The organism is Arsenophonus endosymbiont of Crataerina pallida (genome assembly GCF_964020125.1).
Lineage (GTDB): Bacteria > Pseudomonadota > Gammaproteobacteria > Enterobacterales > Enterobacteriaceae > Arsenophonus > Arsenophonus nilaparvatae.
Window position 1 is genome coordinate 2,180,649 of the sequence record NZ_OZ026540.1, and the last position, 10,230, is coordinate 2,190,878.

Consider the following 10,230-nt stretch of genomic DNA (forward strand, 5'->3'; position numbering starts at 1 on the left):
TAATGGGTAGAAAAGCGTTACCGATGACGGCTGAAATTGCCCCCCAGCAGCCTTTGGCACCGGATTTAATGAACAACCTTAACGCCTTGGCTGAACATCAGCAGGCCATTATGGAGAAGTACGGTGAGGGACTGCCCTATGAGCGGGAGCGCATTGTGCATGAAGCGCGCTTCTATATGGCACAGAGTGCCGAAGCCATGCTGGAGGCAGGGAAGCGGCTCATCATCATCAAAGAGAATGAACCCCATGGGACATTTACGAACATTATTACAGAGCAATTAGGGCTAGTACCAAAAACAGCACATAGAATGATGCAGGCAGCGCTTAAATACCTATCGCCAAGCCTTCAATCAAAAATGACATCGCTGTCAGTTTTGGGTAAAACCAAACTCTATGAGCTGATGTTTGAAGATGATGAAGACCTTATACAGTTGGCCGAAGGGGGCACCATCGCGGGCCTGACGCTAGATGAGGTCGACCGTATGTCGGTGCGTGAACTCAAGGCAAAACTGCGAGAAACAGAAAAGATGCTGGAAGCTAGCCGCGACCGAGTCAGAGAAAAAGAAGAAAAAATCAATAAACTGAGTGACAAGCTGATACTCGATCAACATCGCCCATCAGGGGAAGAAGGCATACGCCAGCTCCGCGAAGAAGTTGCCCTGGTCGGTTTTGATGTTAAAGCCATATTAATGGGCCGCTTTCGGGAAGGGCTGGAAAAACTAAGCAGCCACAGTGGTGATATCACGTCCCACGCCGATTATCTAGCGGGCTTACTTAATGATATTGAGTTTGAAATCAATGTGTTACGCAGTGATTTTTCATTACCTCACCACGCAGTATCAGAGTTGGTACCCGACTGGGCAAAAGCCGATGCGGATGCCGACGATGCGGATTTTCAGTTACCGGAACACCTGCGCAGTACCGGACAGGATAATGTCGAGGAGGTGGTGTCATGAACCCCATCCTGACCGAACGCCTGTTAACAATAGCCCAGACCGCCGAAAGAGCCGGACATGGCGGCAAAGACGCGGTGTATCAGACAGGATGTCAGGCACTCGGTATTTCCAAAGCCACGCTGCTGCGAAAAATCAAACAGGTCAGTTATAAACCGCCGCGCAAACAGCGGGTGGATTATGGCACCAGCGCCCTGACCCGCGACGAAGCCCTGCTGATATCCGGCGTGATGATGGCCTCGCATCGCAAGAACGGCAAGCGCCTTTACAGCCTGGAGCAGGCGGTTAATGACCTGCGGGCGAACAACCTGATTAATGCCGGGTATATTGATAACGAGACCGGCGAGTGGTTCCCTCTGTCGGTGGATGCCATCAGCCGGGCGCTGTTCCGTTATCGCCTGCACCCCAACCAGTTAGGCGCACCTGCACCCTGTGTACAGGTAAAAAGCCTGCACCCCAATCATGTTTGGCAGCTGGATGCGTCGCTGTGTGTGCTCTATTACCTGAAAAACCCAGGCAAGCGGCGCACGACGCGTGACACCGGCCTGCGCATGATGCGTGAAACGGAATTTAACCCCAACAAACCCAAAAATCTCGACCGCATTGTTAACGACCGCGTCTGGTCATTTGAGTTGACCGACCACACCAGCGGCTGGATTTATGCCGAGTACCGCTTTGGCGGCGAAACAACACAAAACTTTACCGATGTACTGATTAATGCCATGCAAGAACGCGGTGGGGCCGACGTACTGCATGGCGTGCCGCGCATCCTTTATGCCGACCCCGGTTGCGCCCTGGTCTCGTCCACGATGTGCAACCTGTGTCAAACCCTCGGTATTCAACTTATCGCCCATAAAGCCGGTAATGCCCGCGCCACCGGCTCCGTGGAAAAAGCGCGCGACATTCTCGAGTGCCATTTTGAATCCGGCCTGCGGTTTGTGCAAGTCAATCATATTGATGAACTGAACCGCCTGGTCGGGTTGTGGCGTAAAAAATATAACCGTACCGCATTGCATCGGCGTACTGGCATGACCCGCACCGAATGCTGGTTACGGATCACCCCGCAGCAGTTAATCAAGGCACCGTCCGTTGACGTATGCCGTGAGCTGGCAGTGAGTCAGCCGGAAAGCCGTAAGGTCACGACGCATCTTCGCGTGTCGTTCAGGGGCAGCGAATACGATGTACGGCAAGTCCCCGGCGTTTGCGTGGGCGACACCGTACAGATAGTGCGTAACCCCTGGCGCGACAGTGAAGCACAGGTGGTGATAATGAATGAAGACGGACTGGAAGTCTTTTGCCGGGTGCCGGAAGTGGCGAAAGACGACTACGGTTTTGCCCTCAACAGCCCGACACTCGGCGAATCGTTCAAGGCATTACCCCATACCCCGGCGCAACACCATCTGGCGGAAGTCGAGCAGACCCTGTATGGCACCTCGACGCCAAGCGAGACTGCCGCTGCACAAAAAGCCAATGCCTTACCCTTTGGCGGACGCTTTAACCCTTATCTTGACAATGAACGCGATACCCCACCGATTTACCTCCCCAAACAGGGGCAGGCCTCCACGGTTTGCGCGCCGCGTTTTGAAGAGCGATTAAACCCGGTCGTGGTGGTTCAACAGTTGCGGGCGCGTTTTCAGGCGGCAGGCAAAACCTGGCGCAGTGAATTTTACACCATGCTGACCCAGCGCTTCCCGGACGGTATTCCGGCTGACCAGGTCGACGCACTGGGTGATGAACTGATGGCCCTGTCCACCGAGGTGGTGGTCAGTCTGGCCAGTCACGGTTAACGGGAGGCCATCATGCTGAAACTGAAAACCCTGTTACAACAACACAACCTGACGCAGGCGGCACTGGCCCGCGCGCTTGACCTTTCCGAGGCGACGCTGGCGCAGATAGTCAATCACCACCAGTGGCCAAAACAGGACACCGACACGCTAAAACACCGTATCCGGGCCTGGCTGCGTGACCAGAGCATAGAGGCGGACGACTGCTTTGACGGGGTCACGCCCGACGCCAAGGAAAAGAACACACCACCTAGCAACGAGGAAGACACCATGTTACTCAAAAAACAGGTATTACTGCCTGCCACCAAAAAGCATTTTGGGCTGTTTCGCGCTCCGTTTGATGACCAGGCCATACAGGGGAATGAAGATGTTTTTTTAACCCCGGAGAGCCGTTATGTGCGTGAGGCGTTGTACCAGACTGCCCGCTATGGCGGCTTTATCGCGGTTATCGGTGAATCCGGTTCGGGTAAAAGCACGCTGCGACGTGACCTGACTGACCGCATTTATCGGGAAAACGCCCCGGTGGTGGTGATTGAAGAAGCCCATTGCCTGCCCATCCCGACCTTAAAGCACCTCAAACGCTTCTTTGAGCTGGAAGATGGCTTTAAAAAACTGCTGTCCATCGTCCTGCTGGGACAACCCGAACTGAGCGAAAAGTTATCCGAGCGCCTGTCAGCGGTCAGGGAAGTGGTACAGCGCTGCGAAGTGATTGACCTGCCGCCGCTGGATGAACACCTGACCGACTTTCTTGATTTCAAGTTTAAACGCGTCGGTGGCGACACGAGCAAAGTCCTTGGCCCGGATGCGATACCGGCACTACGTCAACGCCTAAGCTGGCTGCGCCCAAAAAAAGACACGCCGGTCAGTCTGCTTTACCCGCTGGCTATCGGCAATCTGGTGACCGCCGCCATGAACCTGGCCGCGCAAAACGCCATTCCGGTTATCGACGCCAATATTATTCACAGTGTGCATTAAAGGAGGTTTTTATGTTGAACCCCGCCGTGACCATTAAAAACCCGTCAGCGATGACCTACCAGGTTATCCAGCAACAGTTCAGGCACTGCCTGTCGGTGATGGACAAACTCAGCCAGGAAGGTTTTATCGTCAGTCAGTTTACCGTTGATGGCTATAGCCGTCCGACCATTATCCTGCTGCATGACCGACGGTGTGATGCCTTACATCAAAAGGGCCATGCCGTTCGCTATGCCCTGGGTACTGACCGTCAGGGCCGCTGGGAAAAATACCAGTTCCTGCAAGATAACTGCCGAATAACCTGGGAGGTACGTTAATCATGAAAACACGACCTGTCCGTATTACCGCTCGCCAATCGGTTTATCTGGAAAAAACGGTGGATATTACCGAACAGGACTATGAAACCTATTTGTCAATTTGCGAGCACTGCCGTGATTTTGATGAACAAGACCAGCGTCTTGGTGAAATAGCGGCCCGATACCACATGAATTTATTTGAGCATATTCAACACAGTGACGCCCTTGAAGACATTATTTTCGAGCGCGTTTAATTCCCGACGTTGTTAATTAAAAGGTAAAAAAAGATGGCAAAGAAAATAACGCGGCTTAAAGCCGCGGCGGGTACCTGCACGCCGCAAACCCGCGAACAGGTGATGGACGATATTAAACGGATGGGCGATATCCAGCGGGAAATGACCCGGCTGGAGACGCAGATTAATGATGAAATCGCACGGTTAACCCATCAGCATGCGGCTGATATTGAGGCCATGAAAGCCCGGATAACCCTGTTGCAAAAAGGTATCCAGACCTGGTGCGACGCCAACCGGGAGGGGCTGACCCAAAACGGCAAAACCAAAACCGTTAACCTGATAACCGGCGAGGTGTCATGGCGCAACCGCCCGCCGTCCGTGTCCCTCAAAGGGATGGACGACATCCTGCAGGCACTGGAAGAAAACGAACAGACCGACTGCATTATTCGCAAATCACAGGTGGATAAAAATGCCCTGCTTAAAAAGCAGGACACCATCCAGCGACTGAATATTCCCGGCATTACGTTTCGCAACCAGCTTGAGGATTTCATTATTACCCCCTTTGAGCAGGAGGTGACACCATGATAAAGAAAAACAGGTTTTCTTTAGATCAAAAAATTAACGCTCAGCTTAAACGGGTGGGAATCGCACACGAGCGTTTCCGCAACGAATGTAATGCATTCTTTGATGAAATTTCCGAACTCACCTTGTTAATCAATGATATCACTGAACAAAAGCGTCGATCCTGCAATAGGCTTTATCAGAGGATAAAGCCTATGTGCCGTGAGGCTGAGAAAAGCTTCAGTTTAGCTATGCATTACCTATTTGAAAATCAGCCTTATGCGGCTTATTACGAGTTCAAGGTAGTTCAACAAAATATGACTGCATTGATGGCATTACTGGATAAGGACATTACATCATGACCATTACCTGCATCAGCTGCCATCAGGCAACAAACCACCTCAATCCCATCCAGGCAAACATCACTCAACAACCGGAAAGCGGCGAGTGGGGGATTGACCTGTTACTGACCTGTCCACACTGCGGACAGCCGTATAGCGCCTGGGTACTTAACTGGGATATTCATCCCTTAACGGGTACGAAGGTACATTCACCCTCGACGTCAACCCTACCCCATCATCAAACGCACGAGGGAAATAAACCATGAACCTTGACCTTTGGTTAGTTTTTTTAGGGGGTGCCTTGCTCAGTGCTGTATTACCCGGCGCTGGCGCTATCCTCACCCTTAACCATGCCTTCCAGCGGGGATGGCACAAGACACTGCCGCTGATTGCCGGTCAGGCGACGGCATTAGCCTTGATGGTGCCCATTGTGGCACTGAGCACGGAAGCCTTGCGCGCTTCAGCGGTCGCCTGGCCGTTGCTGAAAGGCATTAGCGTACTCTGGCTCCTGTTTGCCGTCTACCGAACCTGGCGTGCGCCAGTCATCATGGATGTCTACGATGTCGTCACATTGACCCGTGGCGCGCAACGGTTCTGCTGGGGTTTTCTGACCGACATCACCAACGCCAAAGCGCTCGCTTTCCTGCTTGCGACACTGCCGGTCTTTCTTAATCCGTCCCAATCGTTAGGGCCACAAATTACCCTTATGACCCTGACGATGGTAATGGTCGATGCGCTGATGATGACGCTTTACGCGCTCATTGCCGCCCGCTTGCGGCCTTATTTTCAATCGCCCGAAACCCGTCAACAACAAAACCGCCTGTTTGCCGGTTTCCTGGTGTTCATTGCGTTCAGTCTTTGTTTTGTTGAACACCCGACCTTAATTCAGTAAAAGAGGAGAAATCACGATGTGGATATTAATTTTAGCGCTCTACGCCAGTCCCTATGCCGGTAATGTTTTTTCCACGCTGCATACACAGGAGTTTGATACGGCAAGCGCCTGTCAACAGGCCGCCAAACAGTTCGCAGAAAAATTTGAAACCTTCAAAGATATCGATGCCAAGGCGATTTGCGTGAAGAAGTCATAGTGGAAAAGCGGTATTTTACGCATTCAATTGAATAATAAAGATATTCATTTTATAATCCTTCAAAACCCGAAGGATTATTTTTTTATTAATGGCATAAGGAATCCTGACCCAGACGACAACGATAAAGGACGCCTCCGATGACCCGACAAAAATACCTGCAGTTAATCCATATTGCCGCCCACCACCTCAAACTAGATGACACGACTTACCGCCAGATGCTGCACAGGCTAACGGGGAAAACATCAGCAAAAGCCCTGAATATCGGTCAACTGGCGCAAGTGTTAAACGCCTTGAAGACACAAGGCTTTCGTATCCAGCCGACTCAACCCACGACGAAAAAGCAGACCGACCGTCCGCAAATCCAGAAAATGCAGGCCCTGTGGCAGGCAATGGCCGATGAGGGCATTGTCCGGGATGCGTCAGCAAAAGCCCTGGCCCACTTTGTTAAACGGGAAACCGGCTGTGATTCGCCTTACTGGCTAGATAGCCAGCAGGCCAGCCAGGTTATCGAGAAACTCAAGCAGTGGCAAAAGCGCGTGGTGAGGGCAACCTCATGCTAGAGCATACCTTTCGCAGTAAAGGGCCGGAGTTATTGGTTGAACTGGCCGAACACACGGCACAGATCGTCAGACAGATTATCGATGTTGACCCCGCTGTTGCCAGCCAGATAGGCGATGCCGTTGCCAGTCAAATGATGGCGGAATGGGGTGGGCAAAATATCTATTTTCCGATGGGGCTAATGTGGAAAATTAATCAGCGTGATCGGGAGATATTTGCCGATTTCAATGGGCATAACCACCGCGCCCTGGCACGCAAGTATGAAGTCTCGCTACAGTGGGTTTATTCGGTAGTCAAACGGGTTAAAAAAGAAGAGCTGGCCCGCATCCAGGGCAGTCTGTTTGAAGACAATCAGGCGAGATGACGATTTAAACACACTGTCAATACGTCAGCGTTTTTTTGTTACTATTATCATTGCGATAGTGCTTACGAAAGGAGATAAATATGCTTGATTCAACCCTGCTCGATTTACCCTGGGCAACACTGGTAACATTGACCTCTGGTTACATGAGCTACTTTATTGCCAATGTCGGTTTGAAAGAACACCATAAGCCCATTGATATCGTTTTTTCCACACTGATTTTTAGCCTGTTACCGACGGCGATATACCACTTAACACTCTGGTGTGGCGTCAATGCTTACGCGGCAGCGCTGCCGACTGTATTGTTAGCATTCTCCCTGGGTGCATTGTGGCGTAAATATGGACGTAAGCGGTTATATGGATTTCTTCGGCAGCATAATATCTCGTGGTCTGACAGTACCCACTCTGCCTGGCAGCAAATGTTTGGCCTAACGAATTATCGGGCGACTGAATTATTTGTGATCCTCAAGGATGGTTCGGGCTTGCTATCACGATTGCCGGGGCGTTTTGAGGGACTTCCAAATGGGCCTTTTACACTCGGTAACAATGGTGATGTCATTCTCTATGTCACGCATAGAAGTCCGGCAAATAGCGATGAGTGGGTAGAGTATGGGGACATTATTCATCAGGACTACGGTGCTCTCGCTACTTATATCCCTGCGGATCAAATTGCCAGAATAGATATCAGGAGAAGAGCGGAAAAGCCATCAAGCTCTTCTACCGACTGAAAAAAAGACTACTTTTTACCCAATGGCGTAGGTGCTTTTGGTTCAGCGGATGACTTTTCGTTGGTGATTGGCATTTCGACAGTGATGATCCCCTCACTCTTTGGATTTTCTGAATACTCTACACGATCCTGTTTATCATTCTTATTGCTCATAGAAATCCTCCTATTCATACTAATAAGTAGCAGTATTGAGCCTTGGATCCTAACAGAGGCAGGGGTATTATTTCAATAATCGGTTAATTTGATTGATGATTCCTGTTTCACTATGTGTAACTTAATTACCCTGACTTGTCCCAGATAGATCCAGTTTGTCCCAGGTAGATCCACATTTATCGCACGTTTCCCGTTTAAATATCTCACGTCCTATCATCATGACCATAGATTAATTTTACTTCAGTAGGAAGTCCACGCTCTATCTCTTTTAAATCCCAGATAGAACAAATATTGTTATAAATAAAAGGAACACCCTCAATGATCTTATCCGCCTGATGTTGAATACCAGCATAGGCACCACGTTCGCCAAAGAAAAAATTACATCCTGACCAGTAAATATGCTCTCTATCGCCTTCAATAGGTACTCTTTGCTCTACATACAATAATTCAGCACTATTACTAGAAAAATAAGAGGTAACTGAGGGCCCACTTGTGGGAACGTTATTTTTATCGGCATCAAGCATAGCGATTATTTTTTCGCGTAGGTCATTTATATTTTCCCACCTACTTTGATCATAAATTTTATCAACATCGTAGTGAGCTTGTCCCCGGGTAGTCGAATCTCCTTCAGGGATGTCATTTTCATATTTATGAGCCATTATTTTTTCTGCTTGTATTATTAATTCTTGTTTTTTGCTATCTAGGGCGCTTTTTTTGAGTTCGGCGGTTAGTACAGCTAATGAAGGTAACAAAAGATCATGACTGTATTCGTCATATATCTTAGAATTAACAAAATTCCAGGCTTCAAAAATGATTTTATCATGACAAATTTTTATCAACCATCCAGTTCCTTTATCTCCCAAGCCATTTTGCGTTTTAGTCAATGAAGGGGCTTCAATTAGCGTACCAAATTGGCGTTGAATAAATTCAATAACACCAAAACCGTTATGGATATGTCCGTTGATTAAAATGGCTTGTGGGTAATGGGAAAGAATTTCTTTTATTTCTTGATCTTGTGCTCCAAATCCACCATATAATCCAGCCCGCCAATGTGTATTGTTCAGAGGTTGATGACTAATAATAAAAATAGGTTTATTAATATCTGCATCGACCGCTAATGTTTCTTCAAGCCATTGTAGTGTCTTATCGGATAACTCACACATATCTTTCAAACCCTTATCTGAGTTTAAGCTAATAAAGTGATATCCATTAATCCAATGATCAAAACAATGAGTTTCAGGGTAAACGGTAGGTGAAAATTTACTATTACGTTTTTTATAGTTTATTAGGACGTTAGGATCTATCTCGTTCGCTTCATTATACCAACGGATATCATGGTTCCCTAATATAATGGCTACATTGGAAAAATATTCTTTAGGAAACTCCTGTTCAATAATATCAAAACATTGATTGCGTTTATCAATATAATCAGCGAGATCTCCTGGGATAAGTAATGCATTTACTTGATCTATTTTTGCTATGTTTTGTAGACTTAGCTGTAAAGTATTAAGACTATCTTCATCCTCAGCATGCAAGTCACTAATTAATGTAACCATTAAGATAACATTGTTGTTATTTATCATAGACATTAGTATTTCCTTTTGTATACATATAATACTTACTGGTTAAATTGCATACCGAAAATACTCAATGTTTTTATATTTTTAAATTTAAATTACATTATTTTTTCTTAAAATGGGTGTCGTTGCTTTTATTATTTTTTAAAATAACAATATTCTTAATGAATGTTTTTTAATCTTTTTTCAGCTAATTTGCTCTCATATAATCATATTAACCTATTTTGCTATCGTTTTTTGACGGTTGTAATTGCCGTTAAAAACCCCGGGGATGCCAGTTATAGCTTAACTTCGCTAGCTTATCAAATGCTAACTATTTAAGTAAATTATATGGTGCATTAAGTTATCAACTATCATTTAAAATGATAAAAATAAGTAAAATCGCCCTATATACTCTTCATTATATAAAGAAAGATTTTTAATGATACAGTTGATTGTTATTTAAATGTGAAATTTAACTGATATGTATTAATTTATTTTTGTCGGCAAGTTTATTAAAGAGAGTACAGATTAAGAATGGGATATCGATAGCGGTATATTGCTAGCCAAAAATAGTAGTGGCTTGGTGTTATTTATATAAAAAAACCAATTCTAGCTAAGTGAAAATTAAAATTTAAACCTTTTAT

Annotated in this window: 15 protein-coding genes; 13 read left to right on the forward strand and 2 right to left on the reverse strand. The window is 47.1% G+C overall.

Features of this window, described 5'->3' with window-relative positions; translation table 11 throughout:
* Positions 1 to 2: 2 nt before the first annotated feature.
* The 13 genes from AACL31_RS11780 (at position 3) to AACL31_RS11840 (ending at position 7,875) form a co-directional block, all read left to right on the forward strand.
* Positions 3 to 956, forward strand: coding sequence for a DUF3102 domain-containing protein (locus AACL31_RS11780; RefSeq protein WP_310512646.1), 954 nt, complete (start codon positions 3 to 5; stop codon positions 954 to 956).
* Entirely contained in the window at positions 953 to 2,740 is a 1,788-nt protein-coding gene (locus AACL31_RS11785; protein WP_339053185.1) for an integrase, read from the forward strand. The genes AACL31_RS11780 and AACL31_RS11785 overlap by 4 nt, the downstream gene beginning before the upstream one ends.
* A 12-nt stretch (positions 2,741 to 2,752) precedes the next feature.
* Entirely contained in the window at positions 2,753 to 3,712 is a 960-nt protein-coding gene (locus AACL31_RS11790; protein WP_339053186.1) for an AAA family ATPase, read from the forward strand.
* 11 nt (positions 3,713 to 3,723) lie between these two features.
* On the forward strand, positions 3,724 to 4,026 hold the full coding sequence (locus tag AACL31_RS11795; protein WP_339053122.1) for a hypothetical protein: 303 nt from the start codon (positions 3,724 to 3,726) through the stop codon (positions 4,024 to 4,026).
* 2 nt (positions 4,027 to 4,028) lie between these two features.
* Positions 4,029 to 4,259 carry a hypothetical protein gene (locus tag AACL31_RS11800; protein ID WP_310512642.1) on the forward strand — a complete coding sequence of 77 codons (231 nt, stop codon included), beginning with the start codon at positions 4,029 to 4,031 and terminating at the stop codon, positions 4,257 to 4,259.
* 33 nt (positions 4,260 to 4,292) lie between these two features.
* Entirely contained in the window at positions 4,293 to 4,823 is a 531-nt protein-coding gene (locus AACL31_RS11805) for a host-nuclease inhibitor Gam family protein (RefSeq protein WP_310512641.1), read from the forward strand.
* Positions 4,820 to 5,161 (forward strand): hypothetical protein, encoded by a 342-nt coding sequence (locus tag AACL31_RS11810; protein WP_310512640.1) that lies wholly within the window; start codon positions 4,820 to 4,822, stop codon positions 5,159 to 5,161. The genes AACL31_RS11805 and AACL31_RS11810 overlap by 4 nt, the downstream gene beginning before the upstream one ends.
* Entirely contained in the window at positions 5,158 to 5,406 is a 249-nt protein-coding gene (locus AACL31_RS11815; protein ID WP_339053121.1) for a hypothetical protein, read from the forward strand. The genes AACL31_RS11810 and AACL31_RS11815 overlap by 4 nt, the downstream gene beginning before the upstream one ends.
* Complete coding sequence (locus AACL31_RS11820) at positions 5,403 to 6,032, forward strand: LysE family translocator (RefSeq protein WP_339053187.1); 630 nt, start codon at positions 5,403 to 5,405, stop codon at positions 6,030 to 6,032. Before AACL31_RS11815 ends, AACL31_RS11820 begins: the two co-directional genes overlap by 4 nt.
* A 16-nt stretch (positions 6,033 to 6,048) precedes the next feature.
* Positions 6,049 to 6,228 carry a hypothetical protein gene (locus tag AACL31_RS11825; protein ID WP_310512637.1) on the forward strand — a complete coding sequence of 60 codons (180 nt, stop codon included), beginning with the start codon at positions 6,049 to 6,051 and terminating at the stop codon, positions 6,226 to 6,228.
* A gap of 137 nt (positions 6,229 to 6,365) precedes the next feature.
* Positions 6,366 to 6,788 carry a regulatory protein GemA gene (locus AACL31_RS11830; RefSeq protein WP_310512636.1) on the forward strand — a complete coding sequence of 141 codons (423 nt, stop codon included), beginning with the start codon at positions 6,366 to 6,368 and terminating at the stop codon, positions 6,786 to 6,788.
* Positions 6,782 to 7,150, forward strand: a complete 369-nt coding sequence (locus AACL31_RS11835; protein WP_310512635.1) for a Mor transcription activator family protein — start codon at positions 6,782 to 6,784, stop codon at positions 7,148 to 7,150. Before AACL31_RS11830 ends, AACL31_RS11835 begins: the two co-directional genes overlap by 7 nt.
* 80 nt (positions 7,151 to 7,230) lie before the next feature.
* Positions 7,231 to 7,875, forward strand: a complete 645-nt coding sequence (locus AACL31_RS11840) for a hypothetical protein (protein ID WP_310512634.1) — start codon at positions 7,231 to 7,233, stop codon at positions 7,873 to 7,875.
* An 8-nt stretch (positions 7,876 to 7,883) separates the two neighbouring features.
* Here AACL31_RS11840 and AACL31_RS11845 read toward each other — a convergent pair whose 3' ends face one another.
* Together AACL31_RS11845 and AACL31_RS11850 are read right to left on the reverse strand one after the other, a co-directional pair.
* Positions 7,884 to 8,027, reverse strand: coding sequence for a hypothetical protein (locus tag AACL31_RS11845; RefSeq protein ID WP_310512633.1), 144 nt, complete (start codon positions 8,025 to 8,027; stop codon positions 7,884 to 7,886).
* A gap of 203 nt (positions 8,028 to 8,230) precedes the next feature.
* Positions 8,231 to 9,616, reverse strand: a complete 1,386-nt coding sequence (locus AACL31_RS11850) for a metallophosphoesterase family protein (RefSeq protein ID WP_339053188.1) — start codon at positions 9,614 to 9,616, stop codon at positions 8,231 to 8,233.
* Between the last annotated feature and the right edge of the window lie 614 nt (positions 9,617 to 10,230).

Excerpts from the sequence above, each read along its gene's own strand:
- AACL31_RS11780 (WP_310512646.1), top strand. The coding sequence starts at position 3 with ATGGGTAGAAAAGCGTTACCGATGACGGCTGAAATTGCCCCCCAGCAG.
- AACL31_RS11785 (WP_339053185.1), top strand. The coding sequence starts at position 953 with ATGAACCCCATCCTGACCGAACGCCTGTTAACAATAGCCCAGACCGCC.
- AACL31_RS11790 (WP_339053186.1), top strand. The coding sequence starts at position 2,753 with ATGCTGAAACTGAAAACCCTGTTACAACAACACAACCTGACGCAGGCG.
- AACL31_RS11795 (WP_339053122.1), top strand. The coding sequence starts at position 3,724 with ATGTTGAACCCCGCCGTGACCATTAAAAACCCGTCAGCGATGACCTAC.
- AACL31_RS11800 (WP_310512642.1), top strand. The coding sequence starts at position 4,029 with ATGAAAACACGACCTGTCCGTATTACCGCTCGCCAATCGGTTTATCTG.
- AACL31_RS11805 (WP_310512641.1), top strand. The coding sequence starts at position 4,293 with ATGGCAAAGAAAATAACGCGGCTTAAAGCCGCGGCGGGTACCTGCACG.
- AACL31_RS11810 (WP_310512640.1), top strand. The coding sequence starts at position 4,820 with ATGATAAAGAAAAACAGGTTTTCTTTAGATCAAAAAATTAACGCTCAG.
- AACL31_RS11815 (WP_339053121.1), top strand. The coding sequence starts at position 5,158 with ATGACCATTACCTGCATCAGCTGCCATCAGGCAACAAACCACCTCAAT.
- AACL31_RS11820 (WP_339053187.1), top strand. The coding sequence starts at position 5,403 with ATGAACCTTGACCTTTGGTTAGTTTTTTTAGGGGGTGCCTTGCTCAGT.
- AACL31_RS11825 (WP_310512637.1), top strand. The coding sequence starts at position 6,049 with ATGTGGATATTAATTTTAGCGCTCTACGCCAGTCCCTATGCCGGTAAT.
- AACL31_RS11830 (WP_310512636.1), top strand. The coding sequence starts at position 6,366 with ATGACCCGACAAAAATACCTGCAGTTAATCCATATTGCCGCCCACCAC.
- AACL31_RS11835 (WP_310512635.1), top strand. The coding sequence starts at position 6,782 with ATGCTAGAGCATACCTTTCGCAGTAAAGGGCCGGAGTTATTGGTTGAA.
- AACL31_RS11840 (WP_310512634.1), top strand. The coding sequence starts at position 7,231 with ATGCTTGATTCAACCCTGCTCGATTTACCCTGGGCAACACTGGTAACA.
- AACL31_RS11845 (WP_310512633.1), bottom strand. The coding sequence starts at position 8,027 with ATGAGCAATAAGAATGATAAACAGGATCGTGTAGAGTATTCAGAAAAT.
- AACL31_RS11850 (WP_339053188.1), bottom strand. The coding sequence starts at position 9,616 with ATGTCTATGATAAATAACAACAATGTTATCTTAATGGTTACATTAATT.